Source organism: Nocardia sp. PLKS1-43, assembly GCF_059510335.1.
The window spans coordinates 715622-740854 of sequence record NZ_JCAJZQ010000003.1 but is presented as its reverse complement, the minus strand read 5'-3'; the positions used below and the strand labels follow the sequence as shown (position 1 = coordinate 740854).

The following is a 25233-nucleotide window of genomic DNA, read 5'->3' as shown; positions in this document are numbered from 1 at the left end:
GGGCACGGCAGCCATCATGCGGTCGTGCGGGCCGGGGCGGAACCTCTGCGATCACCTTGATTCGAGCGACCTGTTGACAGGTTCGGCTAATTGGATTAGCTTTATGGCTACAAGCTTTAGCTACTAGCTCCGCAGGAGTGGACATGACCGAGTACCTGACCATCGACGGTGGACAGATCGCCTACGACGTGACCGGCGAGGGGCCGCTGATCGTGCTGTCCCACGGCATGGGCGATCACCGTAACGCCTTCCGCCACCTGGTCCCGCTGCTGGTAAACGCGGGTTACCGGGTCGCGAACGCCGATATGCGCGGGCACGGCGAATCGAGCATGAACTGGACCTCGCACGACGGCAGCGACGCCATCTCCCGCACCGACGTCGCCGGCGATCTGCTGGCACTCATCCGGCACCTGGGCGGTCCGGCGGTCATCATCGGCCATTCGCTCTCCGGCGGCGCGGCCACCATCGCCGCGGCCCAGGCTCCCGATTCGGTGAGCGCCGTCGTGGAACTCGATCCGTTCACCAAGAATCAGAGCTTCCCCCTGGGCGCACTGCTGACCGTCAAGCGCTACCGGCGCGGCGGGCTCCGGCTGATCGGCACCCAGCTGTTCAAGAGCCTCGGCATCTGGATGAGCTACCTGGATGTCGCCTATCCGAACAAGCCCGCCGACCACGCCGAGGCGATGGCCACACTCGCGGCGAAACTCCGCGAGCCCGGCCGTTTCGCGGACTTCATGAAAACCGGCAAGTCCACTCCTGCCGACGCCCACGCGCAGCTGGCGAACATCTCGTGCCCCGCCCTGATCATCATGGGCACCGAGGATCCGGACTGGGCCGATCCGAAGGCCGAGGCAGAGGCGGTCGTCGCCCTCATGCCCGAGGGGCTGGGCCGGGTCGCCATGGTCGAGGGCTCGGGGCACTACCCGCACGCCGACGCCGCCGACCGGGTGGCCGAGCTGACCCTGAAATTCCTTGCCGGACAAAAGCATGCCTAGGGCCGGATTGAGCCGGGCCGAGGTCGTGCGCGCGGGTGCGGAACTGGCCGACGAGATCGGGTTCGCCAACCTCAGCATGGGGTTGCTCGCCGAAAAGCTCGGTGTGCGAACACCTTCGCTCTACAAGCACGTGGCGAGCCTGGCGGAGTTGCAGCACGATATCGCGGCCATGGCCATGGCCGAGGCCGACGCCCTCATCCGCGACGCGATGCACGGCAGGTCGGGCACGGAGGCGTTGCGCGCGTTCGCCCACGCCTTCGGCGATTTCGTGGCCGCTCACCCGGGCCGCTACAACGCGATCAACGCCGCCGCCTTCACCGGCCCGGACGATCCGTTACTGGAGTCCAGCGGGCGCGTCATCGGTTCGATCGCGGCCGTGCTGCGCGGCTACGGAATTCCCGAACCGGACATGGATCACGCGGTCCGCACCCTGCGCTGCGCCTTCCACGGATTCGCCAGCCTGCAGGCCTCCGGCGGATTCCACTGGACCGGCGACCCACGGGACAGTTACGAGTGGATGATCAGCTTCATCGATCGCGGACTCCGCGGTACGGACTGGTGACGCGATCTCGGGAGTCGCGGGCCGGATGGAGTTCGATCAGGCCCGCACCAACTCGATGACCGGGATGACCCGGGTGGTCTTGCTCTGGTACTCGGCGAACTGCGGCTGCACGGCGGACTGCTTGGCGTAGATCTCATCGCGTTCGGCGCCGCTGAGAACCTTCGCGGTCACCGGAAAGGTCTCCGTCCCGACCTCCACCGTCGTCTCCGGATTGGCCACGAGATTGTGGTACCAGGCCGGATTCTCGTCGGAGCCGCCCTTACTGCCGAAGATGAACAGCCGCTCACCCTCGCCGTAGTAGACCAGCGGCGCGATCCGCTCGATCCCGGACTTCGCGCCGACGTGATGCACCAGGATCAGCGGCACGTCGGCGAAGATGCCCGAGCCCTTGCCGCCGGTGCTGCGGAACTCCTCGATGACCTTGCGATTCATTGCCTCGAAGTCGATAGCCTCTGTCATGGTTGCCACTGTATGCGCGCGATTCGCTACAAACGATGACCGAAGACGCCGGAAGTATATCCATTTGTTTCATCAACCGGAGCGAATCGGTACTCTCGGGTACATGGATCTACTCGCCGACGTGCTCACCGTCGCCGGAGTTCGCGGTGCGGCCGGTGCGCGGATCGAGGCCGGCGAGACCTGGAAGACCACCTGGCAGCACATCGGCCGTCCCGTGTTCTACGCCGTCACCTCGGGCACCGCGTGGCTGCGTGTCCCCGGGCTCGAGGCCGAACAGTTGATGCCGGGCGACGTCGTTCTGCTGCCGACCGGTTCCGAGCACACCCTGGGCAGCGCCGTCGACACCGTCGCGTATTCCTGCGATTGCGCGACGACCGAGCAGGCCCGCGCGCAGGCGAGTGTGCTGCGCATCGGCGAGGGCGAGATCCGCACGCACATCCTGGGCGCCTCCTACGAATACGACCCGGTGGTCTCCACCCAGGTGCTGGCCTCGTTGCCGGAGATGGTCCACATCCGCGCGGACAATGGCGGCAGCTGCCTGGACGACACCGTCCGCCTGCTGGCCCGGGAACTGGCGGTTCCGCAGATCGCCGGGGCGGTCGTGCTCAACCGACTGGTCGACATCCTGCTCATCCAGCTCCTCCGGGTCTGGATGTGCCGAAACCCGGTGCAGGAGAAGGGCTCTTGGCTCGGCGTACTGAACGACCCGCTGGTGAGCGTAGCGGTGACGAAACTCCACCAGGACCCGTCCAAACCCTGGACCACCGACCTGCTGGCCACCGAACTCTCGGTCTCCCGCACCACCCTCGCCCGCCGATTCCGCACCGTCGCCGGCGAAACTCCCGGCAGCTACCTGACCCGCTGGCGAATGAACCTCGCCGCAATCCGTCTCCGAGATACCGACGACACCCTCGAAACCATCGCGCACGCAGTCGGTTACACCTCGATGCCCGCCTTCAGCCGGGCATTCCGGCGGGACCGAGGACAGGCTCCCGGGACCTACCGCCATGCCGTGCGCGCGAGTACCCCGGCGGGGCTCCCGCCGGGTCAGGCCGCGGTGTCGCCGGGTTTTCGCTCGCGCAACCGATGCTGATCCGCGGCGTGTTCTCGTTCCCAGCGAGCATGGATGCCCGCGACGACTTCCGCGAGGAGTTCTCCCGCGCGGTGGCGGTGGTTCACTCGCGGAGTACCGGTGGGGTCGATATGGTCCGGCGCGATCCATGCTGTCCGGCCCGGGAACTGTGAATCGTCACCCAGGACAACGGTCTTCCAGCCGGCCTCGCTGTCGTTGATCAGTGAATGACAGTGATCGCACGCCAGGACCAGGTTCTCGATATCGGTCGGACCGCCCTTACGGTAATCACGCACGTGATGCACAGCGCACAGTGATGCGGGCGCGTCACAGCCCGGTCGTGAGCAGCCGCTCAATGCCGCGATGAGTGAGAGTCGTTGTGCGGGTGAAGCCAGTCGCCGCATCCGGCCGAAATGCAGTGGTAGACCGCCGTGGTCGAATACCGCCAGGTATGGGCGTGATTGCTCGGCCAGCCGCAACGCATCGGAAATCGCGACGGTGCCACCGGTCGCGGTGGTCGCCACACCGGACGCCCGCTCCACGTCCTCGATCCGCATGGTGAGCACGGTGGTCACCGGGATCCCGCGATGCGAGCCCAGCGTGTCGGTGTTCACCAGCGATCGCAGCAGCAGCGTGAGCGCGTCGTGGGTGCGCTGCGCGGCGGTACGCGTATCACGTTGCGCCGCAGCGGTGATCAGCTGCGGATCAACACGGTCGATATCGACGCCGGGACTCGTCGGGTCCTCCGGGTTCGCTACGCCGGGGCGCGCGTACTTGGCCAGCACCGGATCCAGCAGAGCCCGCAACGTCGGATCGATCTCACCGCTGATGGGCGACATTCCGTCCGCGCGCTGCCGCCCTATCCGGATGCCCCGCATCCGGGCGCGATCGGCCTCGTCGGTGAGCCGCCCGTCCGGGTCCAGATGCGCCAGGATGCTCTCACCGACCTTGCCGACATCGTCGGGAGATCCGGTGACGGCGAACTCGGCCAGAATCTGCTCCGCCGCCGCACGATCAGCGGCCTCGACCGCACGCGGCACCCTGGCCATCACCGCCGCGATGCCCCGCACATGCTCGATCGAGATATCCCCACAGCGCAACGCTGTTGCGGTGCACGGCAGTTCCGGCTCGCGTTCGTCACCGGCGAGGTTGCCCAATACCCCGACCCGCTGCGCCGCACGCACCCGCGCACCGGCCTCGACGTTCGACAACCGCAGCGTCTCCATCAAGAATCGCTTGATCGTCTTGGCGCCCGAAGTCGCGGGAATCGAGCGGGAGTCCACCTCGATCAGCACTCGATGCTGCACCGCGACCAATTGCCGCGCGGCACGCTCGACCCCGCGCAACAACTCCACCACTCCACGATCGGACAGCGGGGTCAGCGCCTGTTCGACCAGTTCACCGACAGCGGCCAGCAACGCATCCGCGTTGGGCCCTCCGGTCGGCGCACTGTTCGAATTCATGTTCGAAATCCTATCGCGAAAACCGACCCCGGAACACCCAGCAATGCATGTGAAATCAAAATCTTCACTCTGAACGAATGCCCAAATATGCTCGCACACACCGTTTTTAGAAATAATCCCCGCTCACAGACGACAGCACGTGCCGCACATAGCAATTAGACAGCTAGGAAGCGACAGGAGGGCCCTGGGCCACAAACCGTATCGGCTGCAAGGTGAACCAGGCCCCAGAAGCAGTTCCCGTCGGAGTCCTCGGGCCGAGCCCACAACGGGCCGGACAAGCCATGAGATTCGCACCCGCGTGCCGGGCCGACGTCCGGGAAAATGCGTAACCCCGACCACCCGTCGTGACGGGCTGATTATGCGGTATGGGTGGAGGGGTACACATCCACCCGTGTCCACCCCGTCGCCGATGCGAACGGGTGGTCCGAACGCGAAATCCGGAGGGCGACGCCGGGAAGCGCCGGCTGCGCGAAGATTCGGCGACCATCACATCGAGAAAGACACGCACGCAATGGCATTCGCAGATGCACAGAACGTCCCAGGTACCGCACCAGCCGAGTCGAATCGTTCCGCCGAACCGGTAGGCGACCCGGATACCGCCGCACCCGCACCGGGGGTGGACCGCAAAGCACTCGCACGCCAGCTGCTCCGCGACGCCGGAGTGCCGATGGCGACCTATTACGGGCTGCACGCCGTCGGCGCGAGCGATCTGGTCGCGCTCAGCGGCGGAACGGTGCTGTCGGGCGTGTTCGTGGTAGCCGAGATCGTGCGCAAACGCCGGATCGATCCCTTCGCCTCGGTGATCCTGGCGAGTTTCGTGCTCGGCCTGGGGCTGACCTTCGTCTCCGGCGACGCCCGCTTCGCGGTCGCCAAGGACTCCTTCACCACCGCCCTGATCGGAGCGGCCTTCCTGATCAGCACGGCATTCGGCAAGCCCCTGATCTACGTCAGCGCGCAACGCGGCATGGCCGCCGACGCCGCCGCGGCATTTCGGCAGCGGTACCGCACCAGCCCGCGGATGCGGCGCGTGCTCAACGCCCTGAGCCTGATCTGGGGCGCGGGACTGTGCGTCGAGGCCGCGCTCCGCGTGGTGCTCGTCTACCACCTGCCCATCTCGACCATGGTGTGGTTGTCCACCGTCATGACGGCTGTCACATTCGGCCTGCTGATCGCCATCACCATGGCGGTGGTCCGCCGCGCCCGCGCCCGTGCCGCACGCGCCGAGGAGGCCGCGATCTCCGCCTAGCGCTCGGTCGAGCGGGCGTTGGTCCCGGCCGCCATGGTCGCGCCGCCCGCGACCGGCAACCATCCCGGTGCGGTATCGCCACCACCGCACGGCGAGATCCGACGAGGTGAGACGACAGCGTCGGAGGGCCCCCGCCGCGCCCGGTCACCGGATCGCGTGTCACCCCTCGTCCCTCCGCTGGGAGTCCTGTTACCGCAGGCAGCGGACGTGTCGGCGGTCCGGTGCCGGATTCGGTGTCATGATCGAGGCATGCGTTTCTTCGAGGCCGGTGATTTCACCGCGGACCGCCCCTGGGGAGCCATCGACATCGCCGAGATCGACACCGCGACGATCCGGCTGCACTGGACCGACCAACCCTACGAATGGCATGTCAACGACGGCCCGGAAGTCTTCGTCGTCCTGGACGGCGCGGTCGACATGCACTATCGCGAGGGCGCCGAGGAACGAGTCGAACGTCTGTCCCCGGGCCGTATCTGTTATGCCGAGGTCGGCGACGAGCACGTCGCGCACCCGGCACCGGAGGCCCGAATCCTCGTCGTCGAACGCAAGGGCAGCATCTGATCCGAATACCCGCACCGCATTGCATGACTGTCATACGGGCGCAACTGGATTGGCGGTCGAGGGACGCGGCCGGTAACCGGTGCTCGTACCAGCAGCCTCGAAACACACGGCCAGCAACCCACATTCGCACCAGCAGCCTCGAAACACGCGGCCAGCAATACAGACTCACACGGTACGAACATCGCAGGACGCGACCGGTAACCCGCACTCGCCAACCGAACACCGAAACACGCAACCAGCAACCCAGACTCACACCAACCGAACGTCCCAGAGCGCAGCCAGCAATCCGGACTCGCACCAGCCAAACATCGCAGGACGCGACCGGTAACCCGGACTCGCCAACCGAACACCGAAACACGCAACCAGCAACCCAGACTCACACCAACCGAACGTCGCAAAGCGCTGCCGGTAACCCGGACTTGGGCCAGCCGAGCACAAAACCTGCGCGGGGCACGGCAGTTTCCTCGAACCAGCCGCGAGAAACCTAGCGCGGACGGCGACCGCGCCCGCCCACGGTGATCGTGACGACCGGGCGCACAGCCCCGGAAAGTGCGATGCCCGGGCTCAGGCCCGGGAAGTTCGCGCGCGGCCGGTCACGGCCTGGGCTATGTCGACGTATCGGTCGATGCCGGAGGCGAATTCGGTGCCGATCGGTTGCAGCAGGGTGACGTGGTCGGCTCCCGCGGCGAGGTGCTCCTCGATCTTCGAGGTAATCGAATCGGGTGTGCCGTGAGCGACGAGCGCATCGACCACACGATCGTCGGCGGTAGCGTTTTCGGCTATCTCATAACCGAATTCGGCTACGGCGGCGCGAAAGGGCGGGCGGGCGGCCCAGGTGGAGACGACCTGGCGCGCGGCGTCGCGGGATCGGCCGAGGTCGTCGTCGATCACCACGGACAGACCCACTACGAGCAGTTTGTCCGGGCCGAGTGTGCGCCTGGCCCGTGCGGTGTGCTCGGGAGGGAGTCCGGCGGGCAGTGCGCCGTCGGCGATCTCTCCGGCCAGGGCGAGCATCTTCGGGCCGTTCGCCGCGAGAATGCGCGGATACGCGGTGTCCGGTGCGGGAGGCCAGGTTTCGGCGTTCATTCCGGCGACGTAATCGCGCATCGTGGTCAGCGGGGAACCGAACGACCGGCCGACGCTCTCGGCCTGCTGCGGGTAGCCGACGCCGAGGCCGAGTACGAAACGGTCCGGATAGGCCTGGGCGAGGTAGGCCGCCGCACCGTGCGCGGTCTGCGGTGGGCGGGCCCAGATGTTGGCCACGCAGGTCCCCACTGTCAGGCGTTCGGTCGCGGCGAGCAGCACGGACAGATGGGTGAAGGCGTCCTTGCCGATGACCTCGTTGGTCCACAGAGCGCCGTAACCGGCCTGCTCGAGGCGGCGGCCCGCCTCGCGCTGTGCGTCGGCGGACGGGGTGCTGGTGAAGGAGACCGGCAGGCTCACGCCCACCGGTCCCAGCGCGCGGCGTGCCGTGTCCACGGCGGGGGTGATCGTCATGGGCGTTCCTCCAAGGAAGTTCGAGTCAGCGGACAGCTTCACTGTGCTGCCGGGTGAGGTGCGCAATCCAATGAATCTTTCGCATCAGGTATTGCGTTTCGCGCATCACCGCAGCTGGCATCGGCCGACCCGACGGCGAGCGAGATACGGCCGGGATACTGTGGGGTCATGACCGACGTCCCGCCCGCGGTGGAACTCGACCTGCGGCTGGTGCACTGCTTCACCCTCGTCGCCGCGCACGGGCATTTCGGTCGCGCCGCCGAGGCCTTGCACGTCACGCAACCATCGTTGAGCCGCCAGATCAACCGGCTCGAAAAACAACTCGGCGCGCGGCTGCTGGATCGCGGTCCACGAGGCACCGCGCTCACCGAGGCGGGCCGGGTCTTCCTGCCGCAGGCCAGAGCGCTGCTGCGCACGGCGAGCCGGGTCGTAGCGCAGACCCGCGCCGCAGACGGGTCCGGTCACGTCACGATCGGCTACACCGGGGACCTGATCGTCACGCCTGTCGTGCGCGAGATGCGCCGCCGTCATCCCGACGCCGAGGTGCGCGCACAGCACGTGCAGATCACCGATGTCCCTGCCGCACTCCTCGATCACCGGGTCGACGCACTGGTCACCCGACTTCCCTTTCCGACCGAGGGCCTACACGTCACCGTCCTCTACACCGAACCGCGCATCGTTCTGTTGCCCGTCGATCATCGCTTGGCGCACAAGGACTTTCTGACCCTCGACGACATAGCCGACGAACCCATCCCGCGGCTGCGCCGATCCAACCCGGCCTGGAGCGCCTACTGGCGGATGGACCCGCGTCCCGACGGCCGCCCCGCCCCTGACGGCCCGATCATCGACGCCCTGGAGGACAAACTCGAAGTCGTCGCCGCCGGCGAGGCGATCGTCATCACCGCGGGCGGCCAATTCCCCGCCCTCCGGCCGGACGTCATCGCGCTACCCCTGCGCGGCGTAGATCCCGCCCACGTGGTCCTCGCCACCCGCCGCAATACCCGAAACCGCCTGGTCACCGCCTTCGCCGAATATGCACGGGAGCAACTCACCGGCTCGGCCGCGGCCGGCCGCGAAGGCACGCGGCCCGATACCGCCGCGGGCGGTCCGAACTCCGCGCCGCCGTCCGATCCCGAGCCGCCGCCGAGATGAACCGCACCGGGACAGCGCGCGTGGCCGGAGACCGCGCGAAACGGTCCCCGGCCACCACAGGGACTCGAATACCGTTGCGGCTCTAAGCGATTCCGGCGACCGACTCGGGGTTGAATTCATCGCGCCAGCGGATGGCTTCTTCCAGGGTGCTCAGGTCGTAGCCGGGGCCGCCGGTGCCGACGGTGAACAGGGTTGCTCCGGCGGCGACCAGGGTGGGGGCCGCTTCGACGCCGGGCCAGTTCACCGAGCGTTCGATGGCGGTCGGGTCGGTGCCCACGTCGCCGCAGTGGTCGGCGAGGATCTTCGACTTGCGTTCCAGGACATCGACATCGGCGAAGGTATGCCAGATGTCGGCGTATTCGGCCACCAGGCGCAGGGTCTTGCGCTCACCGCCGCCGCCGATCAGGATCGGGATATCGCGGACCGGCTGCGGGTTGAGTTTGCCCAGGCGCGCGGTCAAGCGTTCCATGTACTCCTTGAGCAACGCCAAACGTGTTCCGGCGGTACCAAATTCGTAGCCGTACTCGTTGTAGTCCTTCTCGAACCAGCCCGCGCCGATGCCCAGGATGAGGCGTCCGCCGGAGATGTGGTCGACGGTGCGGGCCATATCGGCGAGCAGGTCGGGATTGCGGTAGCCGCCGCCGGTGACCAGCGCGCCGAGCTGGACGCGCTCGGTCTGCTCGGCGATCGCGCCGAGCATGGTCCAGCACTCGAAATGGGCCCCGTCGGGGTCGCCGTAGAGCGGGTAGAAGTGATCCCAGTTGAACACGACGTCCACCCCGGCGTCCTCCGCGCGGCGCACGGCATCGCGGATGAGGTTGTACTCGGGTGCGTGCTGCGGCTGTAGCTGGACTCCGATGCGAACCGGTCGGGTCATTGATGCACTCCTCGATGTGAGCGTTCAGCAACTGCGAATGACCTCTCAGAGGCTACCGCCGGGACATCCGCGATGTCCGGCGAGCAGGTACGCCCACAGCGAACCGGCACGCCGTGGACGCCTGCCCAGTACTATGCGTTCAGCGGTTCGCCGCGCCCACCCTCTACTCGGATCGTCCGGCACGTTCCTGCCGGTGAAGGGATGTTTTCTGATGGCCACGGTCACTTTCGACCACGCGACCCGGGTGTATCCGGGCGCCGCCAAACCCGCCGTCGACGCGCTGGATCTGGAGATCGCCGACGGCGAATTCCTGGTTCTGGTCGGCCCGTCCGGCTGCGGCAAATCGACCTCGCTGCGCATGCTCGCCGGACTCGAGGACGTCGACGGCGGCCGGATCCTGATCGGCGACAACGATGTCACCAATGCCGAACCCAAACAGCGCGATATCGCGATGGTGTTCCAGAACTACGCGCTCTATCCGCATATGACCGTCGCGGAGAACATGGGCTTCGCGCTGAAGATGGCGAAGGTCGCCAAGGCGGAGAAGGAGCAGCGGGTCCGCGAGGCCGCGAAACTTCTGGACCTGGAACAGTTCCTGGATCGCAAGCCCAAGGCGCTGTCCGGTGGTCAGCGGCAGCGCGTCGCGATGGGCCGGGCGATCGTGCGACAGCCGCAGGTGTTCCTGATGGACGAGCCGCTGTCGAATCTGGACGCCAAACTGCGCGTGCAGACCCGCACCCAGATCGCGCAGTTGCAGCGCCGGCTGGGCACGACCACCGTGTACGTCACGCACGACCAGGTCGAGGCGATGACGATGGGCGACCGGGTCGCGGTGCTGAAGGACGGTCTGTTGCAGCAGTGCGCGACCCCGCGCGATCTTTACCGCAACCCGGCGAACCTGTTCGTCGCGGGATTCATGGGATCGCCCGCGATGAATCTGTTCACCCTCCCGCTCGCCGACGGGGCCGCGCAGCTGGGCGGTCACGCGCTGCAGGTGCCGCGCTCGGTGGCCGATGCCGTGAACGGGCGGGTCGTGGTCGGCATCCGCCCCGAACACCTCGAGTTCACCGAATCGGGCAACGGCATCGCGATGGAGGTGGACGTGGTCGAGGAGCTCGGCTCGGACGCCTACGTCTACGGGCGGGCGCTGAACGAGAACGGTTCGGGCGCAGAGGAATCCATCGTTGCGCGAGTCGACTGGCGCAACCCGCCGACCAAGGGCGACAAGCTCTCTCTCACAGCGGATCCGGAGAACGTCTACTTCTTCGCGCCCGAAGACGGTAAGCGGCTCAACTGATTTCGTCCGGCCGGGCCCGCCCCTGCTCGCGGGTCCGGCCGCGCCGCCACTGCTTGTTCAGGCGGATCCGCAGATTGTCCATCGGAACCTCGTTTCCGGCCGCGCTGCGGATCTCCACCCGGACCGGCTCGCTCGTATCGTTCTCCACCCGCTCGAGCGGCGGGGTCCCGCCCTGCAGATATTGATCGCCCCACTGCCACAGGGCGAGCACGACCGGGATCGCATCGCGGCCCATCTCGGTGAGCACGTATTCGTTGCGGGTGCGTTTGCCCTCCTCGCGGTACGGCTGCTTGCGCAGCAGGCCCGCGGTGGTGAGTTTGCGCAGGGCCGCTGCCGCGGCGGCGTCGGTGATGCCGACGCGTTCGGCGAAACCGTCGAATCGCGTGGTGCCGTAGAGGGCCTCGCGCAGGATCAGGATCGCCGAACGGGTGCCGATGACGTCCAGCGCCTTGACGACGGAACATCCCTCCGGCTTCCACGAGCGCAGATCACGTAACGGGCCTTCGAGTACAGCAGACATGACACACATCATACGACTCTGACTTGTGGTGAGTATCGTCAGCATCCTACTCTGGCTTTAGAACAACTTAGCGAGACCGCATCGTCGCGGCCGGCCGGAAGGAATCGCCATGAGAGACGCAGTGATCGTCGAGGCCGTGCGGACCCCGATCGGCAAGGGCAAGCCGACCGGCGCGCTGCACGGGGTGCATCCGGTGGACCTGCTCGCCCACAGCCTGCGGGAGGTGGTGCGGCGAACCGGTATCGATCCGGCGCTGATCGACGACGTCATCGGCGGGGTGGTGACTCAGGTCGGCGAACAGTCCGTCAACATCAGCCGGCGCGCCGCCCTGGCCGCGGGATATCCCGAATCGGTGCCCGCGACGACCGTGGACCGGCAGTGCGGAAGCAGTCAGCAGGCCATCCACTTCGCCGCACAGGGCGTGATCTCCGGTGCGTACGACATCGTGGTGGCGGCCGGACTGGAATCGATGAGCCGGGTTCCGATGGGTTCGAGCGTGGTCGGAGCCACCGATATCGGCGGGGTCGCCTTCAACGAGCGCTATCCGGAAGGGCTTGTGCCACAGGGCATCAGCGCGGAATTGATCGCGTCGCGGTGGAAGATCGGGCGTACCGAGCTGGACGAGTTCTCGCTCGCGAGTCACGAGAAGGCCGCGGCTGCGACCAAGAACGGGTCCTTCGAGGCGGAACTCGTTCCGCTGGAGGGTCTTTCCACCGACGAGGGTATTCGCGTCGGCAGCACGCTCGAGACGCTCGGCGCGTTGCGCCCGGCCTTCTACAGTCCCGAGTACGCCGCCCGCTTCCCGGAGATCGGCTGGAACATCACCGCCGCCAACGCCAGCCAGATCAACGACGGCAGCGCCGCGGTCCTCATCATGACCAGCGAGAAGGCCGCTCAACTGGGGCTGACCCCGCTGGCCCGGCTGCACAGCTTCGCCGTCGCGGGCGACGATCCGCTGCTGATGCTCACCGCGGTCATCCCGGCGACACGAAAGGTGCTGGAGCGCAGCGGTTTGCAACTCGCCGACATCGACCTGTTCGAAGTCAACGAGGCGTTCGCCGCGGTGGTCCTGGCCTGGGCCGCCGACACCGGCGCCGACCTGAGCCGGGTCAACGTGCACGGCGGCGCGATCGCCCTGGGTCACCCCCTCGGCGCATCCGGAGCCCGCCTGGCCACCACCCTGGTGCACGCCATGCGCGAACGCGGCGCCCGCTACGGCCTGCAAACCATGTGCGAGGCAGGCGGTTTGGCCAACGCCATGATCCTGGAAAGGCTCTGAGCCCCGGCGGCACCGGGGTGGCACATCACGACCGTGGCAAATCCATGACCATGCGAACCGGCTGCCCGGTCGTCTGCGCGATCGTGCGGTAGGCCCTCCCCACCGCCGGCGCGGCAACGAGCAGATCCACCGGCCCTGCTGAGCGGTGCTGCCCTCGGCAGTCAGCAACTCCTGGACCTCAGCCGCACGTTCGTCTGCTCGTTCCCTCTGTCGAGTTCCACCACCGGGCAAATAGCATTACGCCCGGGATTAGGCTGGGCCGGTGAGCCAGAGCAGTGGACGCACAGCCGGGGGCAGGTGGGCGCATGGGTGAGCTGATCGATCCCGAATCCGCGCAGGTGTACGCGATTCCGATGCGGAATCGGTTTCGGGGGATCACGGTGCGGGAGGGAATGGTTTTCGAGGGGCCGTTGGGGTGGGGCGAGTTCTGCGCGTTTCCGGAGTACGGGGATCGGGAGGCGGCGGGGTGGTTGGCCACCGCTGTCGAGCAGGTCACGGTGGGGTGGCCGGAGCCGGTGCGGGACCGGATCGCGGTGAATTGCACTGTGCCCGCGGTGGCTGCGGAACGGGCGTATGCGCTGGTCGCCGGGTCGGGATGCCGGACGGCGAAGGTGAAGGTCGCCGATCATCCCGATTCGCTGGCGGAGGATCTGGAGCGGGTAGCGGCCGTGCGTTCGGCTCTCGGACCCGGCGGGGCGATCCGGGTGGATGCGAACGCGCTGTGGGATGTCGATACCGCTGTCGATCACCTGACGCAGATCGACAGGGCCGCAGGCGGTTTGGAATACGCCGAGCAGCCCTGCCGGACCATCGAGGAGTTGGCGCGGGTGCGGCGGCAGGTGGATGTCCGGATCGCCGCCGACGAATCCATCCGCCGGGCCGAGGACCCCTTGCGGGTCGCGGTGGCCGGTGCCGCGGATATCGCGGTGCTGAAATGCACTCCGCTGGGCGGAGTTCGGCGCGCGTTGCGGGTGGCCGCGGCCGCCGGGCTACCGTGCGTGGTCTCCTCGGCGTTGGAGACCAGCGTCGGACTGTCGGCCCAACTCGCGTTGGCCGGAGCCCTGCCGAACCTCGAATTCGCCTGCGGACTGGGGACGGTGAACCTCTTCGAGGGCGATACGGTGACCGATTCGCTCCGCCCGGTCGACGGATACCTGCCCGTCCCGCGCATCGCGCCGACTCCGGACCCCGGACTCCTGCGACGTTTCCGGCATCCCGATCCGGAGCGCACCCGATGGTGGCGGGATCGCCTGGACCGAGTCCAGCGCCTGCTGCCCATCACCTGAGCGACGGGGCCTGACCCACCGATGCCACCGCGAATCCGCCCCAGGCACGGCGATTTCCGGACTCCTCGCCGAGGGTCCGCTGCTCGGTGAGCGAGAGGCCGCATGACCCGAGCAGCTCGGCGAGACGGTCGCGGACGGGCGGTGTGCTGTCGACCCCGAACTTCAACTCCTCGCCCGCGGACGCCGTGGCGGCTCGGCCGTAACGCCAGTACAGCGAGGACGATTCGAGCGGCTCGCTGGTGAAGTAGTCGAATGCGACCAGGCTGCCGGGAGCGGTCGAGGCGATCTTGCGCAGGGTGTCCTCGACGGCCGAGCGGTCGAGATACATGATCACCCCCTCCCAGAGGAACAGCGTCCGCTCGCGCGGGTCGAAGCCCGCCCTCCTCAGGCAGTCGAGCCAGTCCTCCTTCTCGAAGTCGGCGGGTACGAAAGTAACTCTGCTGGAATCGATTCCGGCCTTCTCCAGAGCCTTGCGCTTGACGGTCTGGGTCGGCGGGGTATCGACCTCGAAGACACGCACCGGCGAATCGGGCGCCGGCCCGTAGGCACGGGTGTCGAAACCCGCACCGAGGATGACGAACTGCGTGACCTCGGGCAGATATCGCTCGAGGGTCGTATCGAAGAATCCGATACGCGCGGCGGCCTCGTACTGCGGGGAAACCTTGCCCTCGAAGGGGTATCGGAACGCCCGCGGCACGTACCCGGTCAGCCGATGCGCCAGGAACACCGGAGCGGTGGTCAGGAACAACGCAGGTTTAGGGACACCGGGCAGCGCCCGAAGCAGCCGGTCGGCCGCGATGTCCGGCCGCGTCCCGAAGTTGTGCTCGGAGAACCGGGCGCTGAGCGGGCCCTGCGCGGTGCCGGACACCCCGGACCGGCCCGAGGTGACCGTCGCGCTGATCCACACCAGATAACCGAGCACGACCAGCGGAGACATCACGGTGCACAGAACGTAGAAAGCCACACGTGACACGAACGCGCGCACATTGCCTCCCTCGATTCGACGTCGATGCCGACACTACAACCGAGTCCGGGTATGAATGCCGCGACCGCCCACGGCGTGCTGCCCCGAGTCCCGCTGCCGAACGGCCCGGTCAGCCGATCCGCGCACCACATCCCAGCAGCGACGTGCGCAGCACCAGCGCGGCCTCCGGTCCGATGACGCCGTCGACCAGCTCGAGGTATCGGGCACAGAATTCCGGCCCGTGCGGCGCGCGCTGCGCACCCGGCTCGTCCAGGTGGTGCGCGATCTCGTGCAGAATCACCAATTCCCGCAGCGCCCAGGCGCTTCCGCCGGTGTGCAGCGGAACCGCGAGCACCGCGCCCTCGGTTTCGTAGTGCGCGGCCGACGCCCCCGCGCGCGCCCGGACCGTCACCGGCTCACCCGCGCGAACCCATTGCGCGCGAACCCAATTCAGCGCCAGCACCCGATCCGCGTAGCTCTGCACCGAGGCAACCGAGGCGAACCGCCGCTCCACCGGCAACGTGATCTGCGAGCCGTACAACTCCACGGTTCGCGACCCGGCCTCGTCCGCCCGGTCGAACATCCGCCGCACCAATCCCTCGGCGTCGTACACACGGCTGCGCTGCTCATCGCGCGCGCTCACGCTTCGGGCCCGGTTCCCGGCAGCACCGGCGGCGGACTCGTCCGCGGCTCGCGATCACGCGTACGGCCGCGACAGCACCGCTCACCACACTCCGCGTCCGGCATCGAACCTCCCACTGTCCGGGCCATCCATGACATCTTCACGACATCGGCGCAACTGCACCGAGCCCGTCACCGTTACGAAACCGGCCATAGGTCCGCCTCATCCGCCGAGTTGTCCACGCGCCGCGCCGAGTTCGGGTGAGGAACCCAGCCGGGCGGCCCGTCCCGCACGGTCACCGGCTCGCCGGGCGCCGGGCGAATACCCGGCGGACTCCTGCGGTCCGCGCCAGGTGCCGCGCGCCTCGGAGGTGCGGGTGTAGAAGCTGGTCAGTTCGAGTTCCTTGTCGCGCAGGGCTATCGCGGTACCGGGGGCCGCGGTCGGCTCGTCCCGCACCTGAGCCTCCACCTCGGCCTTGACCGCGGCCAGGCGGCGGCCGACACGCGCGGCGAAGGCCATCTGGAAGTTCAGCCGGGCCGTGACGGCCGCGACCGGGGCTCGCACCTGCCGCTGCACCTTGCGGCCGTAGCGTTTCTCGACGACGACCTTCTCCACCGTCGCGGACCGGTACTGCCCGGACTTGATGTACAGATCCGACGCACGCACCATCTGCACCAGCAAACTCGCGTACAACGCCTCGCAGGAGGCGATATCGGAGTCGAATCCGTACGCGTACACCTGCGTCGAGGTGCGAGCCACATCGCAGCGCACATCGTTGGCGGCGGCGATCGCGACGAACAGCTGCACATAGGTGCGCAGCCCGCGCTTACCCGGCTCGCCGATCGCGATGACCCGCTGCACCGGCGTCGCCCGGCGCTCACGGCCCGTCACATGCGCGCGGGCCACCGCCAGATCGATCGACGAGCGGGTCGCCAGGCGCTGCGCCGCGGCCAGGAACGCTTCGGCCTCGTGCTCGTTGTCGGTCGACTCCGCTTGCCGCAGCAGTCCGCCGATACGCGTGAGCAACTTGTCCTGAGTTGGCTGAGTCGACATCGCGACCCAGAATATAGAGAACCGACCGACACGACAGGCCGCGGACAATGTATCTTGCCTTGTGCAACCGGCTGAGTGTGCCGGCGCTCACGGCTCCGCGTCGCCGCCGCTCGGCTCCACCGTGCGCGCCAAGGCAGCTGCGGCTCGTCTCGACCCTGGAGTATCGATGGCATTGAACAAGGTGAGGTCACGACGCTCGTCCCGGACCTCCCGCGCCGCTCTGGCCGCCGCCTCGGCGGCACTGCTCACCGCGACCCTCGCGAGCGGGTGTTCGAGCAGCAGTGGCAACAACCCGACCACACAGGACCTCGGCGGGCGCGGCCCGATCACCTACGTCGAGGGTAAGGACACCTCGGAGACCGGTGCGGTCAAACAGCTCATCGATCGCTGGAACGCCGCGCACCCGACCGAGAAGGTCACCTTCAAGGAACAGTCCAACGACGCCTCCCAGCAGCACGACGACATGGCCCAGCACCTGCAGGCCAAGCAGCCGGACTACGACGTGCTGGCCCTGGACGTCACCTGGACCGCGGAATTCGCGGCCAAGGGCTGGATCCAGCCGCTGAAGGACTCCTTCGCGCTGGACACCTCCACCCTGCTCTCGCCGACGGTGGCCAGCGCCACCTACAAGGGCAACCTGTACGCCGCGCCGCTGAACACCAACGGCGGCCTGCTGTACTACCGCAAGGATCTGGTGCCCAACGCGCCGAAGACGTGGACCGAGATGCTCGGCGACTGCAATATCGCCAAGGAGCACAACGTCGGTTGCTACGCAGGGCAGTTCGCGCCCTACGAGGGTCTGACGGTGAATACCGCCGAGGTGATCAACGCCTATGGCGGAACCTTCGTCGGGCCGGACGGCAAGACCCCCACCATCGACAGCCCACAGGCCCGCGCGGGTCTGCAGGTGCTGACCGACGCGTACCAGAAGGGCGATATCCCCAAGGAGGCCATCTCCTTCGAGGAGCCCGAGAGCCAGAACGCCTTCGCCCAGGGCAAATTGCTGTTCCTGCGCACCTGGCCGAACTTCTACGGTGTGGCCCAAGCCGATTCGTCCGCGGTCAAGGGTGAGGTCGGCGTCGCCGCGCTGCCCGGCAAGGACGGGATCGGCGCCTCCACGCTCGGTGGGTACAACGCCGCCATCAGCGCGTACTCCAAGCACAAGGCCACCGCCCTGGACTTCCTGCGCTTCCTGATCAGCGAGGACGCCCAGCACATCGTGGCCGAGGGCGCCTATCCGCCAGTGCGGTCCTCGCTGTACGACGACCCGGCGCTGATCGCGAAGTTCCCGTACCTGCCGACGCTGAAGGATTCGATCGCCAGCGCCGTGCCGCGGCCGGTCACGCCGTTCTATCCGGCGGTGTCCAAGGCCATCCAGGACAACGCCTATGCTGCGATCACCGGACGGAAAACGGTCGACGCCGCGATCACCGGTATGCAGAAGGGGATCCAGGCCGCCGGGTCCTGACCGCGAGAGCGCCTGTGCCGAGCCGAGTCCCGTAGGAGAGAAGAACGGTGTCAGATCCTTCGGGAACGCCGGAGTACACGCGTGTTGACGAATCCGCGAGCGAACCATCGACCAGCACCGGCGCACCGATCGGTGACCGGAAGTCGCGGGTCGCTCGCGGACTGAACAAGCTGCCCGGATCGGGGCGCACCTGGTTGTTCGTGGCCCCGGTGCTGCTGGCGCTGGCCGTGGTCATCGGATACCCGGTGGTGCGCGCGGTGATCATGTCCTTCCAGAAGGACTCCGGGCTCGACCCGGCGACGGGCATGTTCGTCAACGGCGGCAGTGCCGGGTTCAGCAATTACACGCACTGGCTGCTGCAGCAGTGCACGCTGCCCGCCGGCGGCACCGAGACCTGCCCGACCGGCAATCTCGGCTCGCAGTTCTGGGCCGCGATCCTGGTGACCGTGCTGTTCACCGTCATCACAGTGACGCTCGAGGCGGTCATCGGGCTGGGCATGGCGACGGTGATGGGCAAGACCTTCAAGGGCCGCGCGCTGCTGCGGGCGGCGGTGCTCATTCCGTGGGCGATCCCGACCGCGGTGACCGCGCGGCTGTGGGAGTTCATGTTCCAGTACGACGGCGTGGTGAATCGCGTTCTCGGAACACACATTCTGTGGCAGACCGATCCGTGGTGGTCGCGCCTCGCGGTGATCATCGCCGACGTGTGGAAGACGACGCCGTTCATGGCGTTGCTGATTCTGGCCGGGCTGCAAGTGATTCCGGCCGACGTGTACGAGGCCGCGCGAATGGACGGCGCGTCGGCGTGGCAGCGCTTGCGCCACATCACCCTGCCGCTGCTCAAACCCGCACTGCTGGTGGCGATCCTGTTCCGCACGATGGACGCGCTGCGCCTGTACGATCTGCCCGCCATCATGACGCAGGGCAACGCCAACACCCGGACCATCTCGATCCTGGTCGTCGACCAGGTGCGCCAGGGGGCCAACAGCGCGTCGGCACTGTCGGTGATCACCTTCCTGCTGATCTTCGCGGTCGCGTTCGTGCTGGTGAAGGTGCTGGGCGCGAATGCGGTTGCGACACAGGAAGAACAGCGGAGGGCGCACTGATGAGCGACACCGGAATCGCCGCTGCCGTCAGCGCGCCGGAGAGCACCCGGGCGGTCACGGCGCGGATGCCGTTGAGCAGGCGATTGCGTTCCGCGAGTACGTATATCGGCGCACTGATCATCCTGGTGTGGGGCCTGGGGCCGTTCTACTGGATGGCCGTCACCGCCTTCCGCGATCCGGGCTACACGTTCGACAACACCCCGTGGCCGACGCATCTGACGACGAAGAACTTCCAGAACGCGTTCGACACCGAGCGCGGCAACAACTTCGGCCGGGCGCTGACCAACAGCGTCGTCATCGGCGCGGCCACCACGGTGATCGCCCTGCTGATCGGCATGATGGCCGCATATGCGTTGGCCCGCATCACCTTCCGCGGTAAGACGCTGGTCGCCGGGCTGGTGCTGAGCGCGTCGATGTTCCCGGTGGTCGTCCTGGTGACGCCGCTGTTCCAGCTGTTCACCGATATCGGCTGGCTCGGGCACTACCAGGCGATGATCATCCCGAACATCTCCTTCGTCCTGCCGATGACCGTGTACGTGCTGGCCTCGTTCTTCGCCGAACTGCCATGGGAGCTCGAGGAGGCCGCGCGGATCGACGGCGCCTCGCGTTTCCAGGCATTCCGCCTGGTGATGCTGCCGCTGGCCGCACCCGCGGTGTTCACCACCGCGATCCTGGCTTTCATCGCCGCGGTGAACGAATACCTGCTGTCCAGCCTGCTGTCCTCCGACGCGACCGAACCGGTCACCGTCGCGATCGCCCGCTTCTCCGGCAACGACCCCCTGGTCCAGCCGTACACGGCGATCATGGCCGCGGGCGTCATCGTCACCGTCCCCCTGGTCGTCATGGTCCTGCTCTTCCAGCGCCGCATCATCTCCGGCCTCACCGCGGGCGGCGTGAAGAGCTAGCTCCCCTTCGGGATATTCAGTGACCACCGCCGGCACCGGCGTTCCGGCGAAAACCGTTCCGCCGGGATCGGACCCGGCGATATCGAACACACCGCGGACGTTCAGCAGTGGTGGATGGATTCCACGGTGAACAGGTGCGGGTCGAAATGGTCGGCCAGGGCGGCGGCCTCGTTCATGTGCGCTCGGGCGGAGAGGTCGGCGAACATCTCGCGGTAGGCGTCGGCGGATTGCCACTGGGCGTAGTTGATCACTCGGGTGCCGTCGTCGCTGGCGTGGATGTTGGCGGAGATGAAGCCCGGGACGTGCCGCATCACCTCGTCGGTGGCGCGGGTCAACGCCTCGACCAGGGCGCGCTGCCGGTCGGGCCGGACGGTGAAGACGTTGATCAGGGTGGTGAGCTGGGCGTCGGTCGCGATGGTGGTGGTTGCGGTCATGGCACTGCCTCCATTGATGTCAAGATCCTTACACGACTGATTATGTGTAAGGTTCCTGTCATGAGTCAAGAGGGTGTGGACCGGCGGATCGGCTATCTGATCAAACAGGCGCAGCAGACGTTCCACCGCGCTTGTGCGGAACGTCTGCGGCCGCTGGGTCTGACCATGTCCCAGTACGCGGTCCTGCGCGCGCTGGCCGACGTTCCCGGCGCCCCCGCCGCCGAACTCGCCCGCCGCACCTTCGTGACCCGCCAATCCCTGCGCGACGTCCTCAACGGACTGCGGCAGGCGGGCCTGGTCACCGTCGCGGATCAGCCGGCCACCGGCCGCTCGCGCCCGGTCACCCTCACCGAAGCGGGCCGCTCCCAACTGAACCGGGCCGACGCCATCGTGATGGCCACCGACGACCGCATGACCGCTGATCTGTCTGCCGCGGATCTCCGCCGCCTGGCCGCGCTCCTGTCGACCTGCATCGAAAACCTCGCCTGACGAACGGAGCCGCTCGGTCGAGACTCCCGGACAGGCAGGCCGCGGCTCGCGGACGGTCCCGTGGAGGCTGCCGCCACCGCCCCGCACCGCCGGAATTCCGGACCGGCTCTTAGTCTGGTGAGGGAGTGGTTCCGTGCGGTTGTTCGATCACCTTGTTCTTGTAGTCCGAGGAGTTGATCGTGAGCTCGATCCGTATGCGGTGGCGAGGACGGCGCAAGACCGCGCCCTATCCCTCGCTCGCGGGGTGGAATGAGCTTCCGGAACGGGTTCGCCGGCCGCCTGCGGCTCCGGTGCGGCGGCCGCGGCGGCGCAGCAGGCCGGAGGGCGGCGAACCGGCGCACGAGCGATCCGGCCGGACTCGGGGACAGCGGATTCGGCGGTTGTCGCTGGCGTTGTTCCTGATCTTCTTCGTGATTCCGGCGTTGCTGCTGGCGTTGGCCTACTGGAGTGCGCAGGTGCCCCCGCCGGACGCGGTGCAGTCCAACCAGATCGCCACCATCACCGCCGACGACGGCACCACCGTACTGGCGAGAATCGTTCCGCCGGAAGGCAACCGGACGCCGGTGCCGCTGACGCAGGTGCCGGTTCCGGTGCGCGACGCGGTGCTGTCGGCGGAGGACCGGAACTTCTACACCAATCCCGGATATTCCACCTCGGCGTTCCTGCGCGCGGCGCGGGACAATCTGCTCGGGCACGACGACGCCGGCGGCGGGTCCACGATCACCCAGCAGTACGTCAAGAACGCCTTCCTGAGCTCCGAGCGCACCATGTCGCGCAAGGTCCGCGAGCTGATCATCTCGGCGAAGATGGCGCGGCAGTGGAGTAAGGACGACATCCTCGCCGCCTATCTGAACACCATCTACTACGGACGCGGCGCATACGGGATCGCGGCCGCGGCGCGCGCGTACTTCGCCAAACCGGTGCCGGAGCTGACCCTGGCGGAAGGGGCCGTGCTGGCTTCGGTGATCCGCACGCCGTCGCTGCTGGATCCGGAGACACATCTGCCGCAACTGCGGGCACGCTGGAACTATGTGCTCGACGGCATGGTCAGCATGGGCAAGTTGCGTGCGAAAGACCGTGCGGCGCTGGACTTTCCGCAGATCGCTCCGGTCAGCGCGTTCACCGACGAGGCCGCGCACAACGCGAACGGACTCATCCGCACCCAGGTCCTGACCGAATTACGCAACGCCGGAATCAGTCAGCAGGAGATCGACACCGGCGCACTGCGCATCACCACCACCATCGACCCGCGCGCCCAGCAGGCCGCGCTCGATGCCGTGCACGACACGCTGAGCTCGCAGCCCGCGCAACTGCGCAGCGCGGTGGTGTCGGTCGACCCGCGTTCGGGGGCGTTGCGCGCCTACTACGGCGGGGACGACGGGGTCGGCTTCGATTTCGCGCAGGCGCCGCTGCAAACCGGGTCGTCGTTCAAGACCTTCGCGGTGCTGGCCGCACTGCAGCAGGGGATTCCACTGTCGTATCGGCTGGACAGCGCGCCGGTGACGGTGAACGGCGTCCCGGTCACGAACGTGGAAGGTGAATCCTGCGGTACCTGTTCGCTGGCCGAGGCGTTCAAGCGGTCGCTGAACACCAGCTTCTACCGGCTCGCCGAGACGGTCGGCCCGCAGGCCATCGCCGACGCGGCGCATCAGGCCGGCATTCCGGAGCAGATTCCGGGCGTCGCGGGTCGCACGCTCAGCGAGAACGGCGGGCCGCCCGCCCTGGCGATCGTGCTGGGCGTGTATTCGGTGCGTCCGCTGGATATGGCCGTGGCGTACGCGACCGTGGCGGATTCCGGGATGTACCACACGCCGTTCATCGTGCAGCGCGTCGTCGCGGGGGACGGCCGGGTGCTGCTGGATCGCGGCGTTCCCGGTAAGGATCAGCTTCCCGCGCAGCAACGGATTTCGCCACAGGTCGCCGATACGACGACAACCGCGATGCTGCCGATCGCGGCATACTCCAACGGCCATGCCCTCGCGGGCCGCCCGGCGGCCGCCAAGACCGGCACCACGCAGCTCGGCGACACCGGCGCCAACAAGGACGCCTGGATGGTCGGCTTCACTCCGTCGCTGTCGACGGCGGTATGGGTCGGCACGGCCGGATCCGAGGCCATCCGAACCTCCGGCGGCGCGCCGATCTACGGCGCGGGCCTGCCCTCGGACATCTGGAAGCGAACCATGGACGGCGCACTCGGCGGCACGCCGGCCGAACACTTCCCCGCCGCCGCGCCGAACGGAACCCAGGGGCCGTTCATCGCCACGCCGCCGTCCACCGAGCAGTCCCACGGGCCGTTCGACATCCTCGCCCCACCGGCCACCACCACACCCCGCCGCCACGCGCCGGCTCCGGCGCCCGCTCCGGTGCCGGTTCCCGCACCTGCGCCGCCGCCCCCGCCGCGCCAGGTCGAGATCTTCCCCGGGCTGCACGTCCCGGTCCCGGGCTGAGCGCGCACATCCTCCGCTCGGTGCGGACCGCCCGGTCCGCGCGTACCGGTTCCGAGACACCGCGACGGCCGGGGTCTCACGGATCGCTACCAGGTCGAGACCATCTCCGGCCGCCATGTCGGTGTCCCCGGCTAAGCTCGGGGAACGCAGGAAGCATCGGCAACACTGCCGTGGACCGGCCCATTGCGGACCAGTCGCGCAACACGCATAGGATCACCTAAAGCAGGGACAGAACACCCCCAGGTCACCCGTTTTCCGCCTACCCGACATCGCCGAACCCCGGCTGGGGCCCGCCCCGGTCCTGGACCGACCGGAGCGCCAGGAGCGAAGCGGGAGAGCGGAGGGAGGGAAGGACCGGGTTGATAGGGCCCAGCCCCGCCGCAGCGGAGCCGGGGCCGAAACACAGCACTAGACATAGGGGCGACACCGGTGGATTTCAATATCGTCGAGCGCCACGAGACGCTGGTGGCGGGCACGGTGCTGCGCAGCCCGGCGCTGGCGGTCGAAGGCCCGCGCCGGCTGAAGGTCGAGGAGGCCTGGCGGCACAACCTCAAACGCGATCTGCCGGGCCCTCCGGCGAGCGCGTACATCGATCACGCTCCGGAGATCGGCTCATATCTGACGCATATCGTCGGTTATCGCTGCCAGAGCCTCGACGATCTGTTACCCGGTGACGTGCTGGCGCGCGTGCCGGGCGGCCGGTTCGCGCGATTCGTCCGCAGCGGGGACGATCTGGGCGACACCATCGTGTCGGTGTGGCGGGCGGTCTGGGATCTCGAGGCCGCGGGCGCGCTGGTACGCGCCTACACCGGCGATTTCGAGCACTATCCGGATCGGCGCACGGTCGAGGTGTTCGTTGCGCTGGCCGACGACGTCACCGGCGAGAAGTAGGGCGCGAATATGGATTTCGAGATAGTCACCCTGGGTGAGAGCCTCGTCGGCGGGCTCACCGTTCCGCTGGCCGGTCGCGAGGTGGCCGCCCGCGACCTTGACCTGGTCAACTTCACCTGGGACAGATACCTGTCCCGGGAGAAGGACGCGCAGCGCGTGGCGGCCTACGTCGGCCAGAACGACCATGCGGTCGCGGTCCTGGGCTACGAACTCACCGCTCTGGACCAGCTCGACACCGGCGACGTGCTCACCCGCATCCCGGCCGGTCGCTACGCCAAATTCGTGGTGTCCGATAAGCCGTACGATCTGCTGCGCACGGCCTGGGCGAAGGTGGCCAAGGCCGAGGCCGCCGGCACCATCACCCGCTCGCACAGCGCGGAGATCGAGCGGTACACGGGCCCGGCCTCGGTGGAGGTCTTCGTCTCCCTGGACTGAGGCTGTGTCCTTGGCCTCCGCTTCGCTCCGGCGGGGCCGGGGCCCTATTAACCCCGGTCCTTCCCTCCCTCCGCTCCCTCCGCTCCCCCGCTTCGCTCCTGGCGCTCCGGTCAGTCCAGGACCGGGGCGGGCCCCGGCCTTGGGGGTGGGCGT

Annotated in this window: 25 protein-coding genes; 16 read left to right on the top strand and 9 right to left on the bottom strand. The window is 67.8% G+C overall.

The window, feature by feature from the left end:
- Positions 1-143: 143 nt before the first annotated feature.
- Entirely contained in the window at positions 144-995 is an 852-nt protein-coding gene (locus AC5WS7_RS15120; protein ID WP_495955081.1) for an alpha/beta fold hydrolase, read from the top strand.
- On the top strand, positions 988-1557 hold the full coding sequence (locus AC5WS7_RS15115) for a TetR/AcrR family transcriptional regulator (RefSeq protein WP_495955080.1): 570 nt from the start codon (positions 988-990) through the stop codon (positions 1555-1557). Before AC5WS7_RS15120 ends, AC5WS7_RS15115 begins: the two co-directional genes overlap by 8 nt.
- A gap of 36 nt (positions 1558-1593) precedes the next feature.
- Here the strand turns inward: AC5WS7_RS15115 and AC5WS7_RS15110 are convergent, their stop codons facing one another.
- Positions 1594-2016 carry a nitroreductase family deazaflavin-dependent oxidoreductase gene (locus tag AC5WS7_RS15110; protein WP_495955079.1) on the bottom strand — a complete coding sequence of 141 codons (423 nt, stop codon included), beginning with the start codon at positions 2014-2016 and terminating at the stop codon, positions 1594-1596.
- A gap of 103 nt (positions 2017-2119) precedes the next feature.
- Here AC5WS7_RS15110 and AC5WS7_RS15105 point away from each other — a divergent pair, with 103 nt between their 5' ends.
- Positions 2120-3109, top strand: a complete 990-nt coding sequence (locus AC5WS7_RS15105; RefSeq protein ID WP_495955078.1) for an AraC family transcriptional regulator — start codon at positions 2120-2122, stop codon at positions 3107-3109.
- On the opposite strand, the gene AC5WS7_RS15100 is transcribed toward AC5WS7_RS15105, so the two are convergent.
- Positions 3064-4551: an HNH endonuclease signature motif containing protein gene (locus AC5WS7_RS15100; protein WP_495955077.1), complete on the bottom strand. Its 1488-nt coding sequence runs from the start codon at positions 4549-4551 to the stop codon at positions 3064-3066. The genes AC5WS7_RS15105 and AC5WS7_RS15100 overlap by 46 nt on opposite strands.
- A 511-nt stretch (positions 4552-5062) precedes the next feature.
- On the opposite strand from AC5WS7_RS15100, the gene AC5WS7_RS15095 reads away from it, so the two are divergent.
- Together AC5WS7_RS15095 and AC5WS7_RS15090 are read left to right on the top strand one after the other, a co-directional pair.
- The gene (locus AC5WS7_RS15095; RefSeq protein ID WP_495955076.1) at positions 5063-5797 is read left to right on the top strand and encodes a VC0807 family protein; all 735 of its coding nucleotides are present in this window, start codon (positions 5063-5065) and stop codon (positions 5795-5797) included.
- Between the two features lie 249 nt (positions 5798-6046).
- Positions 6047-6358 (top strand): cupin, encoded by a 312-nt coding sequence (locus AC5WS7_RS15090; protein ID WP_495955075.1) that lies wholly within the window; start codon positions 6047-6049, stop codon positions 6356-6358.
- A 564-nt stretch (positions 6359-6922) separates the two neighbouring features.
- Here AC5WS7_RS15090 and AC5WS7_RS15085 read toward each other — a convergent pair.
- Positions 6923-7849 carry a TIGR03620 family F420-dependent LLM class oxidoreductase gene (locus AC5WS7_RS15085; RefSeq protein ID WP_495955201.1) on the bottom strand — a complete coding sequence of 309 codons (927 nt, stop codon included), beginning with the start codon at positions 7847-7849 and terminating at the stop codon, positions 6923-6925.
- A gap of 174 nt (positions 7850-8023) precedes the next feature.
- Here AC5WS7_RS15085 and AC5WS7_RS15080 point away from each other — a divergent pair, with 174 nt between their 5' ends.
- Entirely contained in the window at positions 8024-9007 is a 984-nt protein-coding gene (locus AC5WS7_RS15080; protein WP_495955074.1) for a LysR family transcriptional regulator, read from the top strand.
- A gap of 82 nt (positions 9008-9089) precedes the next feature.
- On the opposite strand, the gene AC5WS7_RS15075 is transcribed toward AC5WS7_RS15080, so the two are convergent.
- Entirely contained in the window at positions 9090-9884 is a 795-nt protein-coding gene (locus tag AC5WS7_RS15075) for an LLM class F420-dependent oxidoreductase (protein WP_495955073.1), read from the bottom strand.
- A 211-nt stretch (positions 9885-10095) separates the two neighbouring features.
- Here AC5WS7_RS15075 and AC5WS7_RS15070 point away from each other — a divergent pair, with 211 nt between their 5' ends.
- Entirely contained in the window at positions 10096-11181 is a 1086-nt protein-coding gene (locus tag AC5WS7_RS15070; RefSeq protein WP_495955072.1) for an ABC transporter ATP-binding protein, read from the top strand.
- Here the strand turns inward: AC5WS7_RS15070 and AC5WS7_RS15065 are convergent.
- The gene (locus AC5WS7_RS15065) at positions 11174-11701 is read right to left on the bottom strand and encodes a winged helix-turn-helix transcriptional regulator (protein ID WP_495955071.1); all 528 of its coding nucleotides are present in this window, start codon (positions 11699-11701) and stop codon (positions 11174-11176) included. The two genes, AC5WS7_RS15070 and AC5WS7_RS15065, sit on opposite strands and share 8 nt — an antisense overlap.
- 109 nt (positions 11702-11810) lie before the next feature.
- Between AC5WS7_RS15065 and AC5WS7_RS15060 the strand changes: the two genes are divergently transcribed.
- Both AC5WS7_RS15060 and AC5WS7_RS15055 read left to right on the top strand, forming a co-directional pair.
- Positions 11811-12980, top strand: coding sequence for a thiolase family protein (locus AC5WS7_RS15060; RefSeq protein ID WP_495955070.1), 1170 nt, complete (start codon positions 11811-11813; stop codon positions 12978-12980).
- Between the two features lie 305 nt (positions 12981-13285).
- Positions 13286-14266 (top strand): o-succinylbenzoate synthase, encoded by a 981-nt coding sequence (locus tag AC5WS7_RS15055; protein WP_495955069.1) that lies wholly within the window; start codon positions 13286-13288, stop codon positions 14264-14266.
- Here the strand turns inward: AC5WS7_RS15055 and AC5WS7_RS15050 are convergent.
- From AC5WS7_RS15050 to AC5WS7_RS15040, 3 genes are all read right to left on the bottom strand, one after another.
- Positions 14259-15239: a class I SAM-dependent methyltransferase gene (locus AC5WS7_RS15050; RefSeq protein ID WP_495955068.1), complete on the bottom strand. Its 981-nt coding sequence runs from the start codon at positions 15237-15239 to the stop codon at positions 14259-14261. The genes AC5WS7_RS15055 and AC5WS7_RS15050 overlap by 8 nt on opposite strands.
- A gap of 121 nt (positions 15240-15360) precedes the next feature.
- Positions 15361-15873: a TIGR04338 family metallohydrolase gene (locus AC5WS7_RS15045; protein WP_495955067.1), complete on the bottom strand. Its 513-nt coding sequence runs from the start codon at positions 15871-15873 to the stop codon at positions 15361-15363.
- A gap of 201 nt (positions 15874-16074) precedes the next feature.
- Positions 16075-16905 (bottom strand): DUF2786 domain-containing protein, encoded by an 831-nt coding sequence (locus tag AC5WS7_RS15040; protein WP_495955066.1) that lies wholly within the window; start codon positions 16903-16905, stop codon positions 16075-16077.
- Positions 16906-17071: 166 nt separating this feature from the next.
- On the opposite strand from AC5WS7_RS15040, the gene AC5WS7_RS15035 reads away from it, so the two are divergent.
- The 3 genes from AC5WS7_RS15035 (at position 17072) to AC5WS7_RS15025 (ending at position 20384) form a co-directional block, all read left to right on the top strand.
- Positions 17072-18373 carry an ABC transporter substrate-binding protein gene (locus AC5WS7_RS15035; protein WP_495955065.1) on the top strand — a complete coding sequence of 434 codons (1302 nt, stop codon included), beginning with the start codon at positions 17072-17074 and terminating at the stop codon, positions 18371-18373.
- Between the two features lie 128 nt (positions 18374-18501).
- Positions 18502-19479 carry a carbohydrate ABC transporter permease gene (locus AC5WS7_RS15030; RefSeq protein WP_495955200.1) on the top strand — a complete coding sequence of 326 codons (978 nt, stop codon included), beginning with the start codon at positions 18502-18504 and terminating at the stop codon, positions 19477-19479.
- Positions 19480-19544: 65 nt separating this feature from the next.
- Positions 19545-20384 carry a carbohydrate ABC transporter permease gene (locus tag AC5WS7_RS15025; protein ID WP_495955199.1) on the top strand — a complete coding sequence of 280 codons (840 nt, stop codon included), beginning with the start codon at positions 19545-19547 and terminating at the stop codon, positions 20382-20384.
- A 101-nt stretch (positions 20385-20485) separates the two neighbouring features.
- Here AC5WS7_RS15025 and AC5WS7_RS15020 read toward each other — a convergent pair whose 3' ends face one another.
- Complete coding sequence (locus tag AC5WS7_RS15020; protein ID WP_495955064.1) at positions 20486-20818, bottom strand: antibiotic biosynthesis monooxygenase family protein; 333 nt, start codon at positions 20816-20818, stop codon at positions 20486-20488.
- 60 nt (positions 20819-20878) lie between these two features.
- Here AC5WS7_RS15020 and AC5WS7_RS15015 point away from each other — a divergent pair, with 60 nt between their 5' ends.
- The 4 genes from AC5WS7_RS15015 to AC5WS7_RS15000 all read left to right on the top strand — a co-directional run bounded on the left by AC5WS7_RS15015 (position 20879) and on the right by AC5WS7_RS15000 (position 25080).
- Complete coding sequence (locus AC5WS7_RS15015; RefSeq protein WP_495955063.1) at positions 20879-21307, top strand: MarR family winged helix-turn-helix transcriptional regulator; 429 nt, start codon at positions 20879-20881, stop codon at positions 21305-21307.
- 194 nt (positions 21308-21501) lie between these two features.
- On the top strand, positions 21502-23754 hold the full coding sequence (locus tag AC5WS7_RS15010) for a transglycosylase domain-containing protein (protein WP_495955198.1): 2253 nt from the start codon (positions 21502-21504) through the stop codon (positions 23752-23754).
- Positions 23755-24183: 429 nt separating this feature from the next.
- Complete coding sequence (locus tag AC5WS7_RS15005) at positions 24184-24645, top strand: GyrI-like domain-containing protein (RefSeq protein WP_495955062.1); 462 nt, start codon at positions 24184-24186, stop codon at positions 24643-24645.
- Between the two features lie 9 nt (positions 24646-24654).
- The gene (locus AC5WS7_RS15000; protein ID WP_495955061.1) at positions 24655-25080 is read left to right on the top strand and encodes a GyrI-like domain-containing protein; all 426 of its coding nucleotides are present in this window, start codon (positions 24655-24657) and stop codon (positions 25078-25080) included.
- Positions 25081-25233 lie beyond the last annotated feature (153 nt).